Source organism: Castellaniella sp. (genome assembly GCF_049651205.1).
Lineage (GTDB): Bacteria > Pseudomonadota > Gammaproteobacteria > Burkholderiales > Burkholderiaceae_B > Castellaniella.
In genome coordinates this window covers 52,599-73,130 of sequence record NZ_JBASBR010000014.1, presented here as the reverse complement: position 1 = coordinate 73,130, position 20,532 = coordinate 52,599, and the positions used below count along the sequence as shown (strand labels likewise).

Below are 20,532 nucleotides of genomic sequence, written 5' to 3'. Positions count from 1 at the left end.
GCAACCGCTTGCTTAAGCTTCAATCACCGTGCGGGTGAACTCGGTCAGGTAATCCATCAGCGCATCGGCGCCGGCCACGGCCTGGTCGGCGTCGTTGGCGTGGATGCCTTGCACTTCCACCAAGTGGCAACGGGCGCCGCGTTCCAGATCCCCCTCGTGCTGATAGGCATACCAGAAGCGCCGGCACTGGATGATCATCGGCACAATCGCCTGCACCGCATAGGGGTTGCGGCAGGCCTCGTGGTTGATGCGGTCCAGGGCCTGGTCGGCCTGCATATAGGCGGCCAGGTCACCACGCTGCGCCGCCGTCACCATATCCTGCCCGCATTGCAGCAGGCGGGCGCGTTGGTCGGGCGTGGCGCGCCGCGCTGAAGACACCGCAATCAGGCGCTCCAGCACCCGGCGGGTGTCAATCAGGATCAGGTGCTCGGCAATACGGATTTCGCTGACGCGCAGGCCGCGCCGGGGCTGCTGCTCGATCAGCCCGCTGGCCACCAGCCGCATCAGGGCTTCGCGGATGGGCGTGCGCCCAAGGCCTGTCAGCTGGATCAGCTCGCTTTCCACAATCGGCTGGTTGGGCTCAAGCTGCAGTGTGGCAATCATCTGCTCGATGGCGTCGTAGGCGGCTTCGGTGGCGCGTGTCTTGGGCACGGCGGCGCTGCGTGTGGGGCTCATGCCGGGATCCCCCAGGCAAAGGGGTCGTCGTCTTGCAGGATAAGCGTGGTTTCGCCGCTGATGTGTGCCTGCCCGCGCAGGGTGGGGATGACGGTGTTGTCGGGCCCGGCGTGATAAAAGGCCTGAAACTGGCTGCCGATGATGCTGTTCTGCCGCCAGGTCTGGCCTTCGGCCAGCTTGCCGTCGGCGGCCAGGCAGGCCAGTTTGGCGCTGGTGCCCGTGCCACAGGGCGATCTGTCGTACGCCTGGCCTGGGCACAGCACAAAGCTGCGGCTGTTGGCCTCGGGGTCGGGCCCAAACAGCTCGATGTGGTCGATCAGGGCATTATCGCGCCCGCGGATATTTTGCGCCTGCAGCGCTTGCTGGATGGCCACGGTGATTTGCGTCAGTGCCCGGGTGTCGGCGCCTGCATGTACTTTATCGGGCGCATCCACCAAAAAGAACCAGTTGCCCCCCCAGGCGATGTCGCCGGTAATCGGGCCCAGGCCTGGTACGTCTACAGTTACCGCCTTGCGATAGCGATAGGAAGGCACGTTTTGCACGCTGACGCTTAAATCGTCGTGCAGCGTGGCCGATACCGTGCCCACCGGGGTTTCGATCTGGTGCACGCCGGGCTGCAGGCGGTCCAGATAGGCCAGCGATACCACCAGCCCGATGGTGCCGTGGCCGCACATGCCCAAGTAGCCGGTGTTGTTGAAGAAGATGACGCCGGCCGCATTGGCCGGATCTTGCGGTGCGCACAGCAGCGCGCCCACCAGCACGTCGTGGCCGCGTGGTTCTAAAATCACCGCCTGGCGCCAGGCATCGTGTTGGGTGGCCAGCCGCGTGCGGCGCTGGGCCATATCGCCGTCGCCCAGGTCGGGAAACCCATCCAGCACCAGGCGCGTGGGTTCGCCGCCCGTGTGGGAATCCAGAATCCTGATGCGCCTTGTGTGCGTCATCTGCGTCATGTCCGTTTGCCCCATAAAGAGAACCGCTGCACCCGGTAAGGATGCAAATCGATGGCCGGTGTGTTTTGCGTGATGATGTCGCGCACCAGGCGGGCGGTGGCTGCGCTTTGCGTCAGCCCCAGATGGCCGTGGCCAAAGGCGTACACCACGGCAGGGTGGTGCGGCGAGCGCGCAATGATGGGCAGGGAATCCGGCAAGCTTGGCCGAAACCCCATCCAGGGCGTGCCGTCCCGGGTATCCAGATCTGGCAAAAAGGCCTTGGCCTTGTTTAGCATGGCCTGCGCCCGCTGATAATTGGGGGCGCGCTTCAGGCCTGCAAGCTCTACCGCGCCGCCCACGCGGATGCCGCAACGCAGCGGCGACACCACAAAGCCGTGGTCGCTAAAGGTAATTTGCTGGCGCAGGTCCAGCGCATCGGGGGGCAGCGTGGTGTTGTAGCCGCGTTCGGTATCCAGCGGGATGCGGTCGCCCACGCCTTGTGCCAGCTGGCGCGAGTGCGCGCCGGCGGCCACCACCACTTGCCCGGCCTGCAGCAGGCGGCCGTCTTCGAGGATCAGCCGCACACCCTGGCCGCTGGGCTGCAGCCAGCGCACAGATTGCCGCAGATGCTGCACGCCGCGCGATTGCGCGCACTGGCCGATGGCCTGGCCCAACGCCTGGGGATCGCCCACATTGCGCCAGCCGGGGATGTACACCCCATGCGTGAAGCGCGGCGCCAGCCCCGGCTGACGTGCGGCCAGATCGGCTCCTTGCAGCACCTGGGCTTCGATGCCGTAGCGGTCGCGCCATTGCGCGGTGCCTTGGGCGGCCTGCAGGCGGTGTGCGCCTTCGTAGACTTCAAGCACACCCTGGGTGTGCAGATGCGATTGCAGCCCCGCGTTTTCCAGCAGGGCGTCCATCTCGGTTTGGGCCAGTTGCATCAGTGCCACCTGGGCGCGGATATTGGCAGGGTAGCGGTCTGGCAGGCTGGCGCGCCACAGCTGCAGCAGCCAGGGGGCAACGGGCAGCAAATAGCTGGGCGCCAGGCTAAGCGGGCCGAGGGGATCGGCCAGCCAGCGAAATGCCTGGCGGATAATGCGCGGCGAGGCCAGCGGCAGGATGTCGGCAAACGCCAGCGCACCGGCATTGCCTTTGCTGGCGCCGCTGGCCAGATCCTGGGGCTCGATCAGCACGACCTGTTGGCCGGTATCGGCCAGCGCCAGGGCGCAGCTGGCACCAATGATGCCGCCGCCAATAATGGCGATATCGCACGAGGAAGTTTCCATCGTGAAATAGTGGCACAGCCGATCTAAATATGCAATTGATATATTTATGAAGGTTTGGCGGCTTTATTCACTCTGGGCGTTTCAGCCACGACCGGCCAAATGCGCATGGGTGATGAGGCCAAGCCGCGGGGGCGTGAGGGTTTATTCGGTTCCCCAGCGGCGGGCCAGCACGGCGCGCTCGAGTGCGCCGACGTATTGCTGAAGCGTGATCTGGCGGTTGGCAGGCAGATTGAAATAACGGCAGGCCACCATCAGCAGGGGTTTGTCGCCCTCTTGCAGTAAACGGGTGTGGCGCAGCAGCCGTAGGGTTACGGTAAGCGTGCCAGTGCCGGGCAAATGAAGCACGCAGTCGTCAAAGAAGGTGCCGATGGGGTGATTGGCCAGAAGATCGAGCTTGTCGATGAGCTGCAGGCCGCCGGCACTGATATTGGCCAGAGTCAGGGTGGCTTGCCCGTTTGGCAGAGCAGAGTCTTTGACGATGCAGGTAACCGGGTTGCTGGCGGGCACATCCATGCGGAAGAACTCGCGCCGCTGCATGCGCCGCAGGTGCGTGGGCCAGGCCATGGAAAACGCCGGGCGCCCGCCCTCCATGGTGGGGTGCAAGCGGCCGGTGAATTCGATCATCACGCGCTCGAGCATGCCTTGCAGCCGTACAACCGGCGCGCGCAGCAGCTGCGAGTTGATCTTGTCGTCCGAGGCGTTGTCCCACACCAGGGTTTTGGCCTTGCTGTCGACTTCGAGCAAGGTGGTGATGATGGAGACCGCATGGCCGGGGATATCCAGACGCACCAGGGCACGCTGCTTGAGCAGGCCTTGGACAATATTCTGGATGTCCAGAGCCTGGGACACCAGGTACGGATCGTCTTCTTGGGTAGCCATGTTGGGGGCGCAAAAAAGCAAGGGTGGATTAGCCTGAATTCTATCCGATAAGAATGGCAGGCAAACCGGTAAGAAAGCCCCCTTTTATACGGGAATACCCGTGACGGTTTACTCCAGCGCTTTAAGCATGTCCTCCAGTACTTTCTTGGCGTCGCCAAACACCATCATGGTTTTATCCATGTAAAACAGCTCGTTGTCCAGCCCGGCATAGCCGGCGGCCATCGAGCGCTTGTTGACGATCACGGTGCGCGCCTTGTAGGCCTCGAGAATCGGCATGCCGGCAATGGGCGAGCCTGGATCGTTTTTGGCGGCGGGGTTGACGACGTCGTTGGCGCCCAGCACCAGCACCACATCGGTTTGGCCAAACTCGCCGTTGATGTCTTCCATCTCGAACACTTGATCGTAGGGCACTTCGGCCTCGGCCAGCAGGACGTTCATGTGTCCAGGCATGCGTCCGGCCACTGGGTGGATGGCGTATTTGACGGTGACCCCCTGGCTGGCCAGCTTGCCGGCAAGCTCTTTAAGCGCATGCTGGGCGCGCGCCACGGCCAGGCCGTAACCCGGGATGATGGTGACCGACTCGGCGTTGCTCATGAGGAAAGCGGCGTCGTCGGGGCTGCCCGATTTGACACTGCGCTGGCCTGCGTCTGCATGGCCAGCGGCCGAGGGCTCGGCACCAAAACCACCCAAAATTACGTTGAAGAACGAGCGGTTCATGGCCCTGCACATGATGTAGGACAGAATTGCGCCAGACGAACCCACCAGCGAACCGGCAATGATCAGCATCGGGTTATTCAGTGAAAAGCCGATGCCGGCCGCCGCCCACCCGGAATAGCTGTTGAGCATGGAAATCACCACCGGCATATCGGCGCCGCCGATGGGGATGATGATGAGCACGCCCAGCAGAAATGCGATGAGGGCCATCAGCACGAAGGGCAGCCACGACTGCGTGGCCATGAACCAGAAGCCGCAGGCCAGCATGGTGATGGCCAGCAGCAGGTTAAGCATGTGCTGGCCGGGAAACACCACCGGGGCGCCCTTGAACAGGCGGAACTTGTATTTGCCCGACAGCTTGCCAAAGGCGATGACCGAACCCGAGAACGTGATGGCGCCCACAAAGGTGCCAATGAAAAGCTCTAGCCGGTTGCCGGTGGGCAAGGGCGCGCCCGGGGCGGCGATGCCAAAGGCGTGGGGCTCGGCCACCACGGCCACGGCAATGGCCACGGCAGCCAGGCCGATCATGCTGTGCATGAAGGCGATGAGCTCGGGCATTTTGGTCATCTCGACCTTGCGTGCCAGCAGCGTGCCGATGCTGCCGCCAATCAGCAGGCCCAGCACGATGCGGCCCAGACCCAGGCCTGTGGTGCCATCGGTGGCCAGGCTGATGATGAGGGCGGCGGTGGTAAGAATGGCGATGGCCATGCCGACCATGCCAAAAAGATTGCCGCGACGCGATGTGGTGGGGTGCGAAAGCCCTTTGAGGGCCTGGATGAAGCACACCGAGGCGACAAGATACAGCAGCGTAACGAGGTTGGCCGAAATCATGCCTGACCCCCTTTACGTTCTTTTTTCTTGAACATCTCGAGCATGCGCTGAGTAACCAGAAAGCCGCCGAAGACGTTGACGGCAGCCAGTGCCACGGCCAGCACACCCATGCTTTGTGCCAGGCCGCCATCGGTAAGGCCGGCGGCCAGCATGGCACCCACGATGACAATGGCGGAGATGGCGTTGGTGACGGCCATCAGCGGCGTATGTAGCGCCGGTGTGACGTTCCAGACCACGTGAAAGCCGACGTAGACCGCCAGCACGAAAATGATGATGTTCATGAGGGTTGGGTTGACGGCTTCCATTAGGCGCTCCGGAGTAGCGTGCCGTCCTGGCAAACCAGGCAGGCTTTGATAATGTCGTCATCAGCCGGCAAGGCAAGCTGGCCTTCGGCGTTGATGATGAGTTTCAGGAAATCCAGCAAGTTGCGGGCATACAGGGCCGAGGCATCGGTGGCCAGCAAGGCGGGCAGGTTGGTCAGCCCCACCAATGTCACGCCGTTGTGGTCGATGACTTCGCCGGCCACAGACAGCGGGCAGTTGCCGCCGCGCTCGACGGCCAGATCCACCACCACCGAACCCGGTTTCATGGCCTCGACGGTTTCGGGCTGGATCAGCACCGGTGCCGGGCGCCCCGGGATGAGCGCCGTGGTGATGACGATGTCAGCCTGCTTGCAACGCTGGGCCACCAGCTCGGCCTGGCGGGCCATCCAAGCGGCCGGCATGGGGCGGGCATAGCCGCCGGTGCCTTGGGCGATTTCGCGCTCTTCGTCGGTTTCGTAGGGTACGTCGATAAATTTGCCACCCAGGGACTCGACCTGCTCGCGCGCGGCCGGACGTACATCCGAGGCCTCGACCACCGCACCCAGGCGGCGTGCGGTGGCGATGGCCTGGAGCCCCGCCACGCCCGCGCCCAGCACCACCACGCGCGCGGCCTTGAGCGTGCCCGCAGCGGTCATCATCATCGGAAAAATACGCCCGTAATATTGGGTGGCCAGCAACACCGACTTATAGCCCGCCAGGTTAGCCTGTGAAGACAGCACGTCCAGGCTTTGTGCCCGGGTGGTGCGTGGCGCGGCCTCTAGTGCAAAGGCGGTCAGCCCCGCATCGGCCAGGGTTTTCAGGCCATCGATGTCGAAGGGATCGAGCATACCCAGCAAGACCGTGCCTGCGGACATGGCCGAGAGCTCTGCTGGCGTGGGGCGGCGCACCTTCAGTACCAGCGCGCTGCCCAGGGCCTGTGCCGCATCGCCCAAAGTAGCGCCGGCAGCTTCGTAGTCGGCATCGCGATAGCGGGCGGCGTAACCGGCCTGGCGCTCGATCAGTACCTGATGGCCCGCCGCCACCAGCTTCTTGACGGTATCAGGGGTGGCGGCCACCCGAGTTTCGCCGGCCAGGGTTTCGCGGGGAATACCTATCTGCATGGCAGCCTCCGGACAATGCGACGGGCTTGGGGCATGGCGTCTCCTTGGATAATTGTTATGAATTAATTGATTTATGGTACCGGTTAATTGGGTTTAGCTACATCATCGCAGCATGATTTGCTTATTAGCCAGAACCGTAGTGTGGCAGGGCACCATCAGCCTGGCCAATATTTTGCGACACAAACGCGGCCAAACAGATGCCGTTGTGGCCCGCCATGACCCGTGTATGGGTTAGCATCTCATATGTTTGTCCGCACGTGTGGCGGCGGTGCGCAGTCTGAAATGCGGGATTTATTATGAATGTCTGGTTGAAGCGGATCTTGTTCAGCCTGGTGGCCTTGCTGTTGGCCGCCGTGGTGGGGCTGGCCATCTTTTTGCTTACCTTTAACCCCAACGAATACAAATCCCGGCTTGAGCAACTGGTATTTGATCAGTACGGGCGCACGCTGACCATTGGTGGAGACATCAGCCTGTCGCTGTTTCCGCGCATTGGCTTGGCAGTCGACGACGTCACGTTGTCCAATCACAAATCCAAAGATACCTTCATCTCCATCGATAGCACGCGTTTTGCAGTGGCCATCTGGCCTTTGCTGTCGCGCCAGCTGGTGGTGGATCACGTGGCCGTGTCAGGCCTGAAAGCCTGGGTGGTGCGCGATAAAGAGGGGCAATTCAACTTTTCCGATCTGATCGAGTCCAACGCAAACCTGGCCACCGTGGCGGCAACTGCGCCGGCGGCCCTGGTGCCGGTGGCTGCCGGGGTTCAAACGCTGTTGGCCAAGCCCGATGAGCGCCGCGACCTCAATATCGACATTGCAGGGCTGGATCTCAAAGACAGCCAGCTGCATTATCTGGATCAGGCCTCCGGCCTGGCCACCACTTTTTCGGATATCCAGGCCAATACCGGGCGAGTCACTTACGACCAGCCCTTTGATGTCTCGCTGAAGGCCAAGATGGCGGGCGATGATCCCGTGCAAAACGCGCAGGTGCAGGCACAGGCCCTGTTGCGGCTGGATCCCACCCAAAAAGCGTACGGCGCACAAAAGATCAATGTTCAGGTCACCGGCCGTCTGGGCAACTTCGACAAGCTCAATGCAGTGCTTAAAGGGGCGTTAGCCTACCAGGGCAACCAGCGCCAGTTTGCCGCCAATAATCTGGAACTCTCCATCAATGGCAATGTCATCGGGCCACACCCGGTGCAGGATGTCAAAGCCAGCCTGACTGCCGATCAGCTGCGGCTGGATCAGCGCAATATGGAGCTCAAGGTAGCCAAGATGGCACTGCGCGCGTCGGGGCAGGATCAGGGGCGCAACCTGGAGCTTGCCCTGGATGCACCGGCGCTGGCGGTGTCGCCGCAATCGGCCAAGGCCGACCCCATCGCGGCCACACTTAAATCCACAGGCAACCAAACCCTGGCGGTGTCGCTGGGCTTGGATGGCTTGTCGGGTAATGCCAACGAGTGGCAGTTTCGCAGCGTCAGCGTGGATGGCGCTCTTAACCAGGGCCAGCAGCTGTTGCAGGTAAAGATGGCCTCGCCGCTGTCCTGGAACACGATGCTGCGCAAAGGCGCGTTTACCGCCATCAAGGGCGACGTCAGCGTGCGTGATCAATCCAGCAAAGAGGCCGTCAACGAGTTTCCCATGATTGGCAGTCTGCACCTGGATCTGGTGCGCGACGCCCTGGATATCGAACTCAATGCGGTGCTGGATGGCAGCCAGGCAGCGCTTAAGTCCACCACCACCCGGCTGGCGCAGCCCCAGACACAGTTTTCGCTTAAGGTGGATAAGCTGGATCTGAACCGCTGGATGCCGGTGCCCGTGGCCACAACAGACGCCGCCAAGGCGCCCGCGGACGACCAGGAAAAAGGTAAGGGGGATACTCCGGCGGCACCGGCTGCCGCCCCTGCGCCAGCCCCCGAAACCCCGGTGGATCTTTCTTTCCTTAAAGACAAAGACATCCAGGGCACTGTGCAAATTGGCGATTTGCGTATCCATGATCTCCAGATCACCCAGCTCGAAGCCCCGGTGCGCATACTGGATAACGCGCTGTCGCTGCCCAAAGTGTCGGCCCATTTGTACGACGGCACCCTGGCCGGTCAGCTGCGTCTGGCAGCCGACCAATCACTGGCCATTAAGCTGAACCTGGATAAGGTTGCCGTGGCGCCCTTGCTGCAGGCCGCATTGCGCAAAAACCTGCTGTCTGGCAAAGGGGCTGCGCAAATCGATCTCACCACCCAGGGGCTGACGCCCAAACGTGCCGCCGCCACCCTGAATGGCCGGGTGGCCTGGCAGGTGCGTGATGGCGCGGTGCAGGGTGTGGATGCGGCCCAAACCCTTACCGAGGTGGCGGCTGCCCTAGGCAATATCGTCAAGGGCCGGCTGGATGCGGTGTCCTCGCCGTTTGATCCGCGCCGCAGCACACCCTTTAGTGCACTGGATGGCCGCGTCGATTTTAAAAACGGCCTGGGTACCATCAGCAAGCTGGCGCTTCATTCAGATCTGCTCAAGGTGACGGCGGGCAAACCCGCCACGCTGAATGTACCCGCGCAACAACTGGATGTGCTGTTGATGGCACAGGTGGCCAATCGTCCGCCCAAGGCGCTGGCCGGCACCCTGGGGGCCCTGGCCGGCGTGACGTTTCCGGTGCAGATTCAAGGGGCCTGGGACAAGCCCCGCTACAGCGTGCAGTGGGATGTGATCCGCAACCAGACGATTCAGCGGGCAGTCAAATCCGGCCTGATGGGCCTGATCAAAGGTAATGATCCCATCGAGCAGGCACTGCCAAAATCCGATTCCAGCGATGCTGCCGGCAGTAAAACACCCGCGCCGCAGGCTGACCCTGTCGAGCGCCTTGGCAAGGCCCTGAAAGGCCTGCTGGGCAACTGATCAACCCTGACGCAAGGAATTTTCACATGGATGCAAGCCACACCGAACCCGTTGCCGGCGCCCCCGCAGCGGCCGATGCCACCAACTACGACCGCCGCTGGCTGGTGGTGGATGCCCAGAACGCCTGGCTGAACGCCAGCCAGGCGCCGGCTTTGGCACAGTTGCAGCTGCAGCTGCGGTTTGGTTATCTGGTGTTGCGTGCCCCGGGCATGCTGCGCCTGGATATCCCGCTGGATGTGATCGAGGACGATGCCAGTGTCGAGGCTACTGCGAAGGTGTCGGGCCAGGCAGTGCGTGCCGTCGATGAAGGCGAGCTGGCGGCCGCGTGGTTTACCGATTACCTGGGCCAGCCCTGCCGCTTGTTGAAAGTGCACCCCGAGGCCGGCACTGTGGCCTGGCCGGATCGGTAAGACAGAGGCTCAGGCTTCACCGCTGGCGGCACGTTGCTCGCGCAGGGCCTTGGCTTTGGTGTGCAGCCAGCGCTCTACCGAGGGAAACACAAACTTGCTGACGTCCCCACCCAGGATGGCGATCTCGCGCACGATGGTTCCGGAGATGAACTGGTATTGATCCGAGGGTGTCATGAACAAGGTTTCTACTTCGGGCAGCAGGTGGCGGTTCATGCCGGCCATCTGAAACTCGTATTCGAAATCGGATACCGCCCTCAGGCCACGCACAATCACGCGGGCTTCTTGCTCGCGTACAAAATCCTTAAGCAAGCCACCAAAGCTGCGCACACGTACATTGGGATAGTGTCCCAGCACTTCTTCGGCGATTTCCAGGCGCTCTTGCACAGAGAAAAACGGCTTCTTGTTTTGGCTGACTGCTACGCCCACCACTACCTGGTCGAACAGGCCGGCTGCGCGGCGCACGAGGTCTTCGTGACCTCGTGTCAGGGGGTCGAAGGTTCCGGGGTAGACAGCAGTAATCATGCGCTCTCCGATAGGGAGTGAGAGGTGTCCGGCAGGGGCGCCGAAAAGCCATTATTGCCAGTTTTTTGCGTTGCAGCAAATTGTCGCAGTGAGTAATGCACTTGCCCGGCCCGGCCCTGGCGCAGCAGGGGCCAGGGATCAGGCCAGGAGAGGTTGGTGGTCTCGGACTCGAGATACAGCAGGCCGCCGGGCACCAGTGCACGCGATAGCAGTGGTTGCAAGCGTTGAATCCACTGGCCGCCAAACGGGGGATCCAGCAGCACCAGATCAAACGAGGCCTGGGGCAGCGATTGCAAATAGGCCTCGGCGTCGCCCGCATGGATGTGGATGGCCGGTGCTTGCAGGCGGGCCTGTACGGCACGCAGCGCGGCCAATGTGCCGGGCGCGCGCTCGACCAGCTGAGCCAGCGCGACCCCGCGCGAGGCGGCCTCGAAACCCAGGGCGCCCGAGCCGGCAAACAGATCAAGCACGCGGCGCGACGCAAAATCACCGGCCCAGAAATGCTGTAGCCAGTTGAACAGCGTTTCACGCACGCGGTCGGGCGTGGGGCGCAGGTGATCGCCGTCAACCACGGAAATCGGTGTGCGGCGGTACTGACCGCCTACAATACGGATCTGATGTTTTTTCATGCGCAGCCCGTCAAAATCTGTGCGGCGTTGGGCACCCGCCAAATTACTCAGTTTAAAGCCTATGTTCAGTTTCTTTAAACGCAAGAAATCTTCTCCCGAGGCGCCTGTTGCCGATGCGGTGGCGGATATCACGCAAGACACCCCCGAAATCGCTCCGGTGGCGCCCACCGAGTTGCCGCCCGAAACCCTGGCAACCAGCGCTGGCCAGCCGCCATTGCCCGAAGTTGTGCCCGTGGTTCCCATCGAAATCCCGGCGGTTGCCGCGGATGAGCCCGCCCAGCCGCCGGATCCGTGGTCGTCGGTGGACCTGGAGGCGGATCCTTTGGCACGCCTGGATCAGGATGAGAAGCAAGCCTCTGGCGAGGCCGGGGGCGGTTCTTGGTTGTCGCGTCTGCGCCATGGTTTGTCGCGCACTGGCCAAAGTTTGGGTGGCCTGTTTGTGGGCGTTAAGGTAGACGAAGCCCTGTTCGAAGAACTGGAAACCGCTCTCATCATGGCCGATGCCGGGGTGGATGCCACCGAGACCTTGATTTCTGCCTTGCGTACACGCGTGCGCAAGCAGCGGCTGGATCAGCCCGAGGCAGTGCGCGATGCCCTCAAGGACATTTTGGCCAATCACCTGAAAGTGCTGGAAAAGCCCTTTGTTGTGGGCGAAGCCACCCCGATGGTGGTGATGATTGCCGGTGTCAACGGTGCGGGCAAAACCACGTCGATTGGCAAGCTGGCCCATGCCTTGCAGGCCCGCAAGGCCAGTGTGCTGCTGGCTGCAGGCGATACTTTCCGTGCAGCCGCCCGCGAGCAATTGGTGGCCTGGGGCAGTCGCAACGGTGTCACCGTGATCGCCCAAGAGGGCGGAGACCCCGCCGCCGTGGCCTTTGATGCCGTCAATGCCGGGCGTGCTCGCTCGGCTGATGTGGTGCTGGTGGATACGGCCGGGCGCCTGCCCACGCAGCTGCATCTGATGGAAGAGCTGAAAAAGATCAAGCGGGTGATCAGCAAGGCTGATCCCAGCGCACCCCACGAAGTACTGCTGGTGGTGGATGGCAATACCGGCCAAAATGCCCTGGCGCAAATCCGTGCCTTTGATGCGGCCCTGGGTCTGACAGGCCTGATTGTCACCAAACTGGATGGCACGGCCAAGGGGGGTACCCTGGCCGCAGTGGCGGCCGGCAGCCAGGGCGTGCGGCCGGTGCCGGTGTACTGGATCGGCGTGGGCGAAGCCATGCAAGACCTACAACCCTTTGTGGCGGCCGAATTTGCCGAGGCCTTGCTGGGGAGTCGTTAAAATGATTCTCAACCTTTTATCTGGACAGTGTTGACATGAGTACCGATACCGGGCGCGCGCCCAGCGCCGCCGCGCCTTTTGAAATTTCTCCCGTGCAAGAGATCGTGGCCGAGCTGCGCGCCGGGCACATGGTGATTCTGGTAGACGAAGAAGACCGCGAAAACGAGGGCGACCTCGTCCTGGCCGCCGATTTTGTCACCCCGGATGCCATCAACTTCATGGTCACCCACGCCCGTGGCCTGGTGTGTGTCACCCTTACCCAGCAGCGCTGCGAGCAGCTGCAGCTGCCCGTGATGTCCAACCAAAATGGCACCCGTTACGGCACCAATTTCATGGTGTCCATCGAGGCCGCCGAAGGCGTCACCACAGGCATCTCCGCGGCCGACCGCGCGCGCACCATCCAGGCCGCGGTGGCCCGCGATGCACGTCCGGCCGATCTCGTGCAACCGGGGCATATTTTCCCGGTGCGCGCGGTGCCCGGTGGCGTGCTGGTGCGCGCCGGCCACACCGAGGCCGGGTGCGATCTCACCGCCATGGCGGGGCTTACCCCTGCGGCCGTCATCTGCGAGATCCTCAAGCCCGACGGCACGATGGCGCGTTTGCCCGATCTCATCCAGTTTGCGCAGGCGCATCAGCTCAAGATCGGCACCATTGCCGATCTTATCCAGTATCGCAGCGAGCACGAAACCATGGTCGAACGCCTGGTCGAGCGCAACGTGACTACCCCCTGGGGTGAATTCAAGGCCGTGGCCTACCGCGATCGGGCATCCAATGCGCCCCATCTGGCACTGGTGCATGGCGAGATCCAGGCCGATTACGACACCCTGGTGCGTGTGCACGAGCCCACCAGCGTGCTTGACCTGCTGTGCGAGGGCGCCACCAGCCACAGCTGGACGATCCCCGAAGCCCTGCGCACCATTGCGGCCGCCCCCAGTGGTGTACTGGTGCTGCTTAACTGCCATGGCGAGGCCGACCTTCTGTTTGCCCAGTTTGATGCCTGGGCGCGCAGCCCTGATGGTGCCCCCAGCACCCCGGCCGTGCCTGATGGCGAGCGTCATGGTTTGCGCACATTTGGCATCGGTGCGCAGATTTTGCGCGATCTGGGTGTGGGCAAGGCCCGCTTGCTGGCGCGTCCGCGTAAAATGCCCAGCATGGCGGGGTTTTCCCTGACCATTACGGGGTACCATAATGAACCCGGCGTTCCCGACGCCTCTCACTGACATGGAATCACGACTATGAACCCTTATGTGATGACCCCCGATCTTAACGGCGAAGGCCTGCACATCGGCATCGTGCGTTCCCGCTTCAATGCTCCCATTGGCGAAGCCGAACTCCAAACCTGCCTCGACGAGCTCGCGGCCCTGGGTGTAGACGAGCGCGACGTCATGGTGGTTACCGTACCCGGTGCCCTCGAGCTTGGCGTCACCCTGGCTACCATGGCCGAAACCTTCGAGTTCGACGCCCTGATTGCCCTGGGTGCCGTGATCCGTGGTGAAACCTATCACTTCGAAATCGTCAGCAACGAGTCTGCCTCGGCGATCAGCCGCATCGCCCTCGAAACCGGTATCCCGGTGGCCAATGGCGTGCTTACCGCCGATACCGACGAGCAAGCCAATGTGCGCGCCGCCGATAAAGGCCGCGATTGCGCCCGTGCCGCTGTCGAAATGGCCAATCTGGTGTCCGCCCTCGAGCCCGAACTCGAAGACGAGGACGACGAAGAAGATGATGACGACGATGACGACTTCGAAGAGGACGTCGATGACTGATGCCAAGGCACGCAACGGGCGCTCGGGCGCCCGCAGTGCCCGCCGCATGGCCCGCGAGTTTGCCCTTCAGGGGGTGTACGCGTGGCTGCTGCGCGGCGGCCAGGATTTAGGCGAGCTCGGCGCCATCGACGCCCATGTGCGTGATGGCGAAGACTTCGCCCAGGCTGATACGCAGTGGTATCAAACCTTGCTGCAAGGCGCGGCCACCCAGGCCGACGCCCTGCGCCAGCAGTTTGTCCCCTACATTGATCGCCCCCTCGAAGAACTCTCGCCCATCGAGCACGCCGTGCTGCTGATTGGCAGCTTCGAGCTCATTCATCACCTCGAGGTTCCCTACCGCGTGGCCATCAACGAGGCCGTCGAGCTGGCCAAGTCCTTTGGCGGCACGGATGGCTATCGCTTTGTCAACGGGGTGCTGGATAAGCTGGCCGCCCAAGTGCGCAGCACCGAAATCCAGTCTGCGCCGCGCCACTAGGGTGCGTGATGCCATGACGGCTTCAGGCGAATTCAGTCTCATCGAGCGCTACTTTCGGCGCCCGGCGCCCAGCGGCATGCTGGGGGTGGGTGACGATTGTGCGCTGCTCTCGCCCGCTCAGGGCTGCGAGCTGGCCGTCAGCACCGATATGCTGGTCGAAGGCCGTCATTTTTTTCCAGACGCCGACCCCCGGCAACTGGGGCACAAGGCCCTGGCTGTCAATTTGTCCGACCTTGCCGCCATGGGTGCGCGCCCGCTGGCCTGCACGCTGGCGCTGTCTTTGCCGCGGGTAGACGAAGCCTGGCTGCAGGGCTTCTCCGAAGGCTTTCACGCGCTTGCCAAAGAGGCCCAGTGTCCACTGGTGGGCGGTGATACCACTGGCGGGGCCACTGGCGTGGTGTTGTGCATCACGGTGATGGGGCAGGTGCGCCGCCACCAGGCCTTGCGTCGGGATGCTGCCCGTGTGGGCGATGATATCTGGGTGTCGGGCACACTGGGTGCCGCTGATATTGCCCTACGCCTGGCACAGGGCCGGTTGCCGGCAGACGACGCCCGCCTCAAGGCGGCGTTGCCGTTTTTGCAGCGCCCAACGCCGCGCCTGGAGCTGGGGCGGTATCTGGCGGGTGTGGCCCATGCCGCCATCGATATTTCAGACGGCCTGTTGCAGGATCTGGGCCATATTCTCAAGGCCAGCCAGTGTGCGGCCGATGTCTGGCTGGATACCCTGCCGCCCAACCCCGTGTTGCAGGGTTTGCCCCCCAAAATCCGCGAGGATGCACTGCTGGCGGGAGGCGATGCCTACGAGCTATGCTTTACCGCGCACACGCGTCGCCGCGAGCAAATCGAGATTCTGTCGCGCCAGCTGGATCTGCCTTTATCGCGGGTGGGTGTGGTGCGTCGTGGCCAGGGCCTGCGTGTGCTGGATACCGGGGGCCAGGAGATTCCGGTTACCCGGCGCGGCTTCGATCACTTCTCCGGCAATCCGGATCATGGCTGAGCCACAGGCCTCGTCTGCAGACAAGCAGCCATCCTTGCGCCCCAGCGCTGCCTGGGTATTCGGACGCCCCGAGCGCATCCTGGCGTTTGGTTTCGGCTCTGGTCTGATCCACCCGGGCCCCGGTACCTGGGGCACGTTGCTGGGCTGGCTGCTGTGGGTGGTGTTGCTGCAAGGCTTGCCGGATGGCGTGGTGGCGGTGGTGCTGCTGCTGTCGTTTGGGCTGGGTTGCTGGGCAGCGCAACGCTGCAATCAGCAACTGGGTGTGGCCGACCACGGCGGCATCAATTGGGATGAAATCGTCGCCATCTGGCTGGTGTTGTGGCTGATCCCCACCGGGTTTTTGTCGCAACTGGTGGGGGTGGCGGTGTTTCGGGTGTTTGACATCCTCAAGCCACCGCCTGTCAGTGTGCTGGATCGCCGCTGCAAAAACGGCTTTGGCGTGATGATCGACGATATCTTTGCCGCCTTTTATACTTTACTGGTGGTGGCGATACTGCTGCGCGTGGGGGTGTTGTGATGGATCGTGATCTACGGGCCCTGGCGGGCGAGTTTGGCGCTGCACTGCGGGCATCCGGCCAGTGGTGCGCCACAGCCGAATCCTGCACTGGCGGTTTGCTGGCGGGTGCCATCACAGCGTGCCCGGGGGCCAGCCAGTGGTTTAACCAGGGCTTTGTCACCTACAGCAATGCGGCCAAGGTGCAGCAGTTGCAGGTGTCGGCCGATACCCTCAAGCACCATGGCGCCGTCAGCGAACAAACCGCCATGGAAATGGCGGGTGGCGTGCTGGCGGTGGTGGGTGCTGCGCACCTGGCCTTGTCTACCACCGGCATTGCCGGCCCCGATGGTGGCACCCCCGGCAAGCCGGTGGGCATGGTGTGTTTTGGCATTGCGCGACGCGCAGCAGCAGGCATTACCACCCGGGCCATCACCCGTGTCTTTGAGGGCGACCGCGAGGCCGTGCGCATGGCCTCTGTGCGCTTTGCCCTGCAGTGGGCACTAGAAGACATGCGCCAAAAATAAAATTTATAGCGTGGGTGCCGGGCTGAGGTCACGCATCTGGCCGGGGGTCAGGTGCTTGACTTGATTGCGGCCATTTCGCTTGGCAAGATACATGGCCTGATCGGCGGTAGCTAACAAGGCGCTGAAGCTGGCTTCGGGCATCTGGCGATCATGCACCACCCCGACACTCACGGTAATTTGCAGCGGCTCGTCGCTGTTGTGATACAGACGAATGCTTTCGATACGGTGGCGCAGGCGTTCGGCCACCTGCAGGCAGTCTTCGGGTGGTGTGTCGGGCAGGATCAGCCCGAATTCTTCCCCGCCCAGGCGTCCAAACAGATCATCCGGGCGGATGGCGTCGTGCACCGCCCGTGCAAATTCTCTCAATATTTTGTCGCCCGCTGCGTGGCCGTGGCTGTCGTTCAGGGTTTTGAAATGATCAATATCCATCATCACCACGCCGTTGCCACGGGGGGCTGCGGGTGATTGATGCAGGTATTCGGTGGCCCCGCGGATAAACGCCTGGCGCGCCAGGGCATGGGTAAGGTCGTCGTGATCCAGCGCCTGGTTAAGCGCCAGCACCAGATCGTTGCGGGCTGCCAGCGAGCCTGACGCCAGTAGCGGCGTGGCCACCATCAGCTGCAGGCCGATCTGCAAGGAGATCTGATCCAGGATCGAACCCTGGTTGGACAATATCAGGCCCCACTCTTGAGAATCCGCCGCCATCACACCCATGGCGGCCACGAGGGTCAGCCAGGCCGTGGTGCGTTGCTGGTAGGCGTATGCACAGAGCAGCAGCGCAGGGATGGGAAACGCAATCGCACCTGGGCCGCCCAGCCCGATGGCCAGGGTCTCGGCCAATACCAGCAACAGGATGGGCCAGGGCGTGCGCACAAACTGAGCGTCTTTGATGGGATGCGTATGAGGATGGCGCCTGTCGTGTTGTATGTACTTGCGCAGGGCGGTAAACCACAGCAGGCATACGGGTAGCAGCGTGCTGTAACCCAGCCACTGGCGCAGCAGTACCTCGGTGGCGGTGCGCAGGGGCGCGTGTGGCCAGATGTGTATCAGCAGGCCTGCCAGGGCGGTACTTGCCGAGGCCGCCAGGCTGGCCACCAGAATCTTGGTGATGGCCTTGTGTGTACGCAGATGCTCCAGTTGCCAGACACGGGCCAGCAAGAACCAGACCACGAACACCCCGCTGAGATCCACTGCCGTGTTGGCCATGGCTGTGGCGGCGTTGTGATACCAGAATCCGTAGGCCAGCAGCACACTCGGCACCAGCATCAGCCAGGCCAGACATTGGCATTTTCGGGGCAGACATAGCAGCATCCCGGCCAGCAGCGCGGTGGCCGGCCAGAAGCCCACCGGCCCGAACGTGGGCTGGAGCATAAGACTGATGTCGATCAGTAAATATGCGATAACCGCAATCGGAACGACCCGCAGCAGTTGTCGCGTACCAAACTGGCCACGGGAGAAGATGCCTGACATGATCGGTCGATTTTACTGAAACAAATAATTTCAGTAGTATTTTCCGAGCATCTTAATGAGACTTATGTGGTGGTTAGAAGTAGATAGTCGTAACTATGCGTTTTCCGCATAATCTTTTGTTTTCTTGCAACAGTTCTCAGAGGGCCTGGCGGATCGCATCGCGCGTGGACTGTGCTGCCTGGCCGGCAGCTTGTGCCCATTGCTCGTCGTTGCGTGCATACAAAATGGCGCGCGACGAGTTGATCATCATCCCCGTGCCCTGGGCAGTGCGCCCGGCACGTACGGTGGCCGGAATGTCGCCCCCCTGGGCGCCGATGCCCGGGATCAGCAGCGGCATGTCGCCCACCCGGCGGCGTACCTGGGCGATTTCATCCGGAAACGTGGCGCCCACCACCAGCGCGCATTGGCCCTGGGTGTTCCAGAACCGCGCGACTTGGTCGGCCACGTGCAGATACAGCGGCGTGCCGTTGGACAGGCGCATATCCTGCAAATCGGCCCCGCCCGGGTTGGATGTGCGGCACAAAATGATGACTCCGCGGTCGCCGTAATCAATGTACGGCTGGACGGAGTCGCGTCCCATGTATGGATTGACGGTAACGGCATCGGCCTGATAGCGCTCGAAGGCCTCGCGGGCGTATTGGGTGGCCGTGCTGCCGATATCGCCACGCTTGGCATCCAGCACCAGCACCCGGTCGGGGTACTGCGTGCGGATGTAGTCGCACAGGTCTTGCAACTGGTCTTCGGCCCTTAGGGCTGCAAAATAAGCGATCTGTGGCTTGAAGCCGCACACAAAGGGCGCCGTGGCATCGACAATCCCCTTGCAAAACATCAGCACGCCATCCGGGCGGTTGGCCAGATCGGCGGGAAACCGGCGCAGGTCGGGATCCAGCCCCACCATTAGTTGAGAATCCTGGTAGTGCCAGGCGCGGGCCAGCTTTTCAGTAAAGGGTAGGGTCATGGTTTTGAGAAGTCAGGAAGCTAGGTGGATACCCAGCGTGGGATCAGTACGCAGGCCCAGGTGGCGGCAGTAAGCAGCAGCATCAGCAGTACCGCTGCACTGCCAATGTCTTTGGCGCGGCCAAGCAAGGGATGGTGATCAGTGCTGATGGCATCGGCCAGGGCTTCGATGGCCGAGTTCAGCAGCTCGATGATCAGTACGCCCACTATCATGCCTGTCAGCAGCAGGCGCTCGAGGGGCGTATGGCCCCACCACAGGCCCAGCGGGATCAATATGGCTGCCAGTACGGCTTCCTGCCGAAACGCGGCCTCGTGGCGCCAGGCGGCCCCCAGGCCCTGCATGGAATACCGAAACGCCCGCACAATGCGCTGCAGCCCGCCCGTGCTTTTGTAGGGAGAAGGTGAGGTCATGGTGTGGTGGGTGTGGATGGTGGGTGCATTGTAGAGGATTGCTGGTCGGCGGCGCGATTGCTGTTGACGGGGTCGGGCAGGGTTTGCCGGGTCAGGAGCTCGACAAACCGGTTGGCCAGCATTGAAGGCGCCAGCGCCACCGAGCGCACCAATGTGACATCCACCGGAATGGCGGGGCGCAGTTCTCGCACGGCCAGTTGCCCGGCGAAGGTATTGGCCACAAAGGGGTTCACCACGCCCACCCCTACGCCGGCGGCCACCAGGGCACAGATGGTGAGTGAAGAGTTGGTTTCAACCAAGGTGTCTTCTTGCTGCTTGCCTGTGCGTAGCCGCGCACGCATGGCCACCATGATGTCATCGTTATCGTCCAGCAGCACCAGGCGGTGTGCTTGCAGGTGCTCGAGGCTGAGGCTGCGCTGTTTGGCCAGAGGATGCCCCGAAGGCAGCACGCACACGGCCTGGGTGCTGAGCAGGCGGGTGGAAGATACCTCGGCGTTTTCGATATGCCCGGTAGTGAGCACGAAATCGATCAGGCCCTGGCTGAGGTAGTCGCGCAACTGCGCCGTGCCGAATGTTTGCAGGCTGATGTAGACCTCGGGGTTTTGCCGGGTGAATTCAGCCATGACGTCAGGCAGCAGGCCCGCGGCCAGGGTGGGGGTGCTGCCAATACGCAAGACGCCGGTGCCTGATTTGCGCAGCACGTGTACCGCGGTTTCGATTTTTTCCAGGCCTTCGAAGTGACGCCGGACAGACTCATACAGCTGACGGCTTTCGCGGGTGGGCCGCAGCCGCCCGTTATAGATATCGAACAGCTCCAGGCCGGTGGCCAGGCGCAACTCGGACAGGCGGCGGCTGATGGACGGTTGCGTGGTGTTCAGCACCTGCGCGGCTCGCGTGGTGGTGCCGGTTTCCATCACCGCCTTGAAAGCCTGAATCTGCTGGAAATTCAGAGATCTAGCCATAGGAAAGGA

22 protein-coding genes are annotated in these 20,532 nt (G+C 62.6%); 9 read left to right on the top strand and 13 right to left on the bottom strand.

The window, feature by feature from the left end; genetic code table 11:
• Nucleotides 1–12 precede the first annotated feature (12 nt).
• The 7 genes from WA928_RS10405 to WA928_RS10375 all read right to left on the bottom strand — a co-directional run bounded on the left by WA928_RS10405 (nucleotide 13) and on the right by WA928_RS10375 (nucleotide 6,737).
• The gene (locus WA928_RS10405) at nucleotides 13–675 is read right to left on the bottom strand and encodes a GntR family transcriptional regulator (RefSeq protein ID WP_417277391.1); all 663 of its coding nucleotides are present in this window, start codon (nucleotides 673–675) and stop codon (nucleotides 13–15) included.
• Complete coding sequence (locus WA928_RS10400; protein WP_424303087.1) at nucleotides 672–1,616, bottom strand: 4-hydroxyproline epimerase; 945 nt, start codon at nucleotides 1,614–1,616, stop codon at nucleotides 672–674. Before WA928_RS10400 ends, WA928_RS10405 begins: the two co-directional genes overlap by 4 nt.
• Before the next feature lie 5 nt (nucleotides 1,617–1,621).
• Nucleotides 1,622–2,890, bottom strand: coding sequence for an NAD(P)/FAD-dependent oxidoreductase (locus WA928_RS10395; RefSeq protein ID WP_424303084.1), 1,269 nt, complete (start codon nucleotides 2,888–2,890; stop codon nucleotides 1,622–1,624).
• A gap of 141 nt (nucleotides 2,891–3,031) precedes the next feature.
• A complete protein-coding gene (locus WA928_RS10390; RefSeq protein WP_424303081.1) occupies nucleotides 3,032–3,769 on the bottom strand; it encodes a flagellar brake protein in 738 nt (245 codons plus the stop codon).
• Between the two features lie 108 nt (nucleotides 3,770–3,877).
• Nucleotides 3,878–5,314 carry an NAD(P)(+) transhydrogenase (Re/Si-specific) subunit beta gene (locus WA928_RS10385; protein ID WP_424303078.1) on the bottom strand — a complete coding sequence of 479 codons (1,437 nt, stop codon included), beginning with the start codon at nucleotides 5,312–5,314 and terminating at the stop codon, nucleotides 3,878–3,880.
• Nucleotides 5,311–5,619, bottom strand: a complete 309-nt coding sequence (locus tag WA928_RS10380) for an NAD(P) transhydrogenase subunit alpha (protein ID WP_350380890.1) — start codon at nucleotides 5,617–5,619, stop codon at nucleotides 5,311–5,313. The genes WA928_RS10385 and WA928_RS10380 overlap by 4 nt, the downstream gene beginning before the upstream one ends.
• A complete protein-coding gene (locus tag WA928_RS10375; protein ID WP_417277396.1) occupies nucleotides 5,619–6,737 on the bottom strand; it encodes a Re/Si-specific NAD(P)(+) transhydrogenase subunit alpha in 1,119 nt (372 codons plus the stop codon). The genes WA928_RS10380 and WA928_RS10375 overlap by 1 nt, the downstream gene beginning before the upstream one ends.
• 296 nt (nucleotides 6,738–7,033) lie before the next feature.
• Here WA928_RS10375 and WA928_RS10370 point away from each other — a divergent pair, with 296 nt between their 5' ends.
• Both WA928_RS10370 and WA928_RS10365 read left to right on the top strand, forming a co-directional pair.
• Nucleotides 7,034–9,619 (top strand): AsmA family protein, encoded by a 2,586-nt coding sequence (locus tag WA928_RS10370; RefSeq protein ID WP_424303073.1) that lies wholly within the window; start codon nucleotides 7,034–7,036, stop codon nucleotides 9,617–9,619.
• Nucleotides 9,620–9,645: 26 nt separating this feature from the next.
• Nucleotides 9,646–10,029 carry an MOSC N-terminal beta barrel domain-containing protein gene (locus WA928_RS10365; RefSeq protein ID WP_424303070.1) on the top strand — a complete coding sequence of 128 codons (384 nt, stop codon included), beginning with the start codon at nucleotides 9,646–9,648 and terminating at the stop codon, nucleotides 10,027–10,029.
• 9 nt (nucleotides 10,030–10,038) lie between these two features.
• Here the strand turns inward: WA928_RS10365 and coaD are convergent, their stop codons facing one another.
• Nucleotides 10,039–10,551: a pantetheine-phosphate adenylyltransferase gene (coaD, locus tag WA928_RS10360; protein ID WP_417252721.1), complete on the bottom strand. Its 513-nt coding sequence runs from the start codon at nucleotides 10,549–10,551 to the stop codon at nucleotides 10,039–10,041.
• Nucleotides 10,548–11,180 carry an RsmD family RNA methyltransferase gene (locus WA928_RS10355; protein WP_424303066.1) on the bottom strand — a complete coding sequence of 211 codons (633 nt, stop codon included), beginning with the start codon at nucleotides 11,178–11,180 and terminating at the stop codon, nucleotides 10,548–10,550. The genes coaD and WA928_RS10355 overlap by 4 nt, the downstream gene beginning before the upstream one ends.
• A gap of 61 nt (nucleotides 11,181–11,241) precedes the next feature.
• On the opposite strand from WA928_RS10355, the gene ftsY reads away from it, so the two are divergent.
• From ftsY to WA928_RS10320, 7 genes are read left to right on the top strand one after another with little or no spacing between them, the layout of a single operon-like run.
• Nucleotides 11,242–12,465 (top strand): signal recognition particle-docking protein FtsY, encoded by a 1,224-nt coding sequence (gene ftsY / locus WA928_RS10350; protein ID WP_424303063.1) that lies wholly within the window; start codon nucleotides 11,242–11,244, stop codon nucleotides 12,463–12,465.
• A gap of 35 nt (nucleotides 12,466–12,500) precedes the next feature.
• Nucleotides 12,501–13,685, top strand: a complete 1,185-nt coding sequence (gene ribBA, locus WA928_RS10345) for a bifunctional 3,4-dihydroxy-2-butanone-4-phosphate synthase/GTP cyclohydrolase II (RefSeq protein ID WP_424303060.1) — start codon at nucleotides 12,501–12,503, stop codon at nucleotides 13,683–13,685.
• 15 nt (nucleotides 13,686–13,700) lie between these two features.
• The gene (gene ribH, locus WA928_RS10340; protein WP_417277401.1) at nucleotides 13,701–14,231 is read left to right on the top strand and encodes a 6,7-dimethyl-8-ribityllumazine synthase; all 531 of its coding nucleotides are present in this window, start codon (nucleotides 13,701–13,703) and stop codon (nucleotides 14,229–14,231) included.
• Nucleotides 14,200–14,706 (top strand): transcription antitermination factor NusB, encoded by a 507-nt coding sequence (nusB, locus tag WA928_RS10335; RefSeq protein ID WP_417277402.1) that lies wholly within the window; start codon nucleotides 14,200–14,202, stop codon nucleotides 14,704–14,706. Before ribH ends, nusB begins: the two co-directional genes overlap by 32 nt.
• 13 nt (nucleotides 14,707–14,719) lie before the next feature.
• Nucleotides 14,720–15,703: a thiamine-phosphate kinase gene (thiL, locus tag WA928_RS10330; RefSeq protein WP_424303056.1), complete on the top strand. Its 984-nt coding sequence runs from the start codon at nucleotides 14,720–14,722 to the stop codon at nucleotides 15,701–15,703.
• Nucleotides 15,696–16,220, top strand: coding sequence for a phosphatidylglycerophosphatase A family protein (locus WA928_RS10325; protein ID WP_424303053.1), 525 nt, complete (start codon nucleotides 15,696–15,698; stop codon nucleotides 16,218–16,220). The genes thiL and WA928_RS10325 overlap by 8 nt, the downstream gene beginning before the upstream one ends.
• Nucleotides 16,220–16,723: a CinA family protein gene (locus tag WA928_RS10320; protein WP_424303050.1), complete on the top strand. Its 504-nt coding sequence runs from the start codon at nucleotides 16,220–16,222 to the stop codon at nucleotides 16,721–16,723. The genes WA928_RS10325 and WA928_RS10320 overlap by 1 nt, the downstream gene beginning before the upstream one ends.
• A 3-nt stretch (nucleotides 16,724–16,726) precedes the next feature.
• Here the strand turns inward: WA928_RS10320 and WA928_RS10315 are convergent, their stop codons facing one another.
• From WA928_RS10315 to WA928_RS10300, 4 genes are all read right to left on the bottom strand, one after another.
• Complete coding sequence (locus WA928_RS10315) at nucleotides 16,727–18,193, bottom strand: diguanylate cyclase (protein WP_424303047.1); 1,467 nt, start codon at nucleotides 18,191–18,193, stop codon at nucleotides 16,727–16,729.
• A gap of 136 nt (nucleotides 18,194–18,329) precedes the next feature.
• Nucleotides 18,330–19,151, bottom strand: coding sequence for an orotidine-5'-phosphate decarboxylase (pyrF, locus tag WA928_RS10310; RefSeq protein WP_424303044.1), 822 nt, complete (start codon nucleotides 19,149–19,151; stop codon nucleotides 18,330–18,332).
• Nucleotides 19,152–19,171: 20 nt separating this feature from the next.
• A complete protein-coding gene (locus WA928_RS10305) occupies nucleotides 19,172–19,561 on the bottom strand; it encodes a diacylglycerol kinase (RefSeq protein ID WP_424303041.1) in 390 nt (129 codons plus the stop codon).
• Nucleotides 19,558–20,523, bottom strand: coding sequence for a LysR family transcriptional regulator (locus tag WA928_RS10300; RefSeq protein ID WP_424303038.1), 966 nt, complete (start codon nucleotides 20,521–20,523; stop codon nucleotides 19,558–19,560). The genes WA928_RS10305 and WA928_RS10300 overlap by 4 nt, the downstream gene beginning before the upstream one ends.
• Nucleotides 20,524–20,532: the final 9 nt, after the last annotated feature.

What these genes read in the sequence shown, in the direction of transcription:
- WA928_RS10405 (WP_417277391.1), bottom strand. Translation starts at nt 675, where the DNA reads ATGAGCCCCACACGCAGCGCCGCCGTGCCCAAGACACGCGCCACCGAA.
- WA928_RS10400 (WP_424303087.1), bottom strand. Translation starts at nt 1,616, where the DNA reads ATGACGCACACAAGGCGCATCAGGATTCTGGATTCCCACACGGGCGGC.
- WA928_RS10395 (WP_424303084.1), bottom strand. Translation starts at nt 2,890, where the DNA reads ATGGAAACTTCCTCGTGCGATATCGCCATTATTGGCGGCGGCATCATT.
- WA928_RS10390 (WP_424303081.1), bottom strand. Translation starts at nt 3,769, where the DNA reads ATGGCTACCCAAGAAGACGATCCGTACCTGGTGTCCCAGGCTCTGGAC.
- WA928_RS10385 (WP_424303078.1), bottom strand. Translation starts at nt 5,314, where the DNA reads ATGATTTCGGCCAACCTCGTTACGCTGCTGTATCTTGTCGCCTCGGTG.
- WA928_RS10380 (WP_350380890.1), bottom strand. Translation starts at nt 5,619, where the DNA reads ATGGAAGCCGTCAACCCAACCCTCATGAACATCATCATTTTCGTGCTG.
- WA928_RS10375 (WP_417277396.1), bottom strand. Translation starts at nt 6,737, where the DNA reads ATGCAGATAGGTATTCCCCGCGAAACCCTGGCCGGCGAAACTCGGGTG.
- WA928_RS10370 (WP_424303073.1), top strand. Translation starts at nt 7,034, where the DNA reads ATGAATGTCTGGTTGAAGCGGATCTTGTTCAGCCTGGTGGCCTTGCTG.
- WA928_RS10365 (WP_424303070.1), top strand. Translation starts at nt 9,646, where the DNA reads ATGGATGCAAGCCACACCGAACCCGTTGCCGGCGCCCCCGCAGCGGCC.
- coaD (WP_417252721.1), bottom strand. Translation starts at nt 10,551, where the DNA reads ATGATTACTGCTGTCTACCCCGGAACCTTCGACCCCCTGACACGAGGT.
- WA928_RS10355 (WP_424303066.1), bottom strand. Translation starts at nt 11,180, where the DNA reads ATGAAAAAACATCAGATCCGTATTGTAGGCGGTCAGTACCGCCGCACA.
- ftsY (WP_424303063.1), top strand. Translation starts at nt 11,242, where the DNA reads ATGTTCAGTTTCTTTAAACGCAAGAAATCTTCTCCCGAGGCGCCTGTT.
- ribBA (WP_424303060.1), top strand. Translation starts at nt 12,501, where the DNA reads ATGAGTACCGATACCGGGCGCGCGCCCAGCGCCGCCGCGCCTTTTGAA.
- ribH (WP_417277401.1), top strand. Translation starts at nt 13,701, where the DNA reads ATGAACCCTTATGTGATGACCCCCGATCTTAACGGCGAAGGCCTGCAC.
- nusB (WP_417277402.1), top strand. Translation starts at nt 14,200, where the DNA reads ATGACGACTTCGAAGAGGACGTCGATGACTGATGCCAAGGCACGCAAC.
- thiL (WP_424303056.1), top strand. Translation starts at nt 14,720, where the DNA reads ATGACGGCTTCAGGCGAATTCAGTCTCATCGAGCGCTACTTTCGGCGC.
- WA928_RS10325 (WP_424303053.1), top strand. Translation starts at nt 15,696, where the DNA reads ATGGCTGAGCCACAGGCCTCGTCTGCAGACAAGCAGCCATCCTTGCGC.
- WA928_RS10320 (WP_424303050.1), top strand. Translation starts at nt 16,220, where the DNA reads ATGGATCGTGATCTACGGGCCCTGGCGGGCGAGTTTGGCGCTGCACTG.
- WA928_RS10315 (WP_424303047.1), bottom strand. Translation starts at nt 18,193, where the DNA reads ATGTCAGGCATCTTCTCCCGTGGCCAGTTTGGTACGCGACAACTGCTG.
- pyrF (WP_424303044.1), bottom strand. Translation starts at nt 19,151, where the DNA reads ATGACCCTACCCTTTACTGAAAAGCTGGCCCGCGCCTGGCACTACCAG.
- WA928_RS10305 (WP_424303041.1), bottom strand. Translation starts at nt 19,561, where the DNA reads ATGACCTCACCTTCTCCCTACAAAAGCACGGGCGGGCTGCAGCGCATT.
- WA928_RS10300 (WP_424303038.1), bottom strand. Translation starts at nt 20,523, where the DNA reads ATGGCTAGATCTCTGAATTTCCAGCAGATTCAGGCTTTCAAGGCGGTG.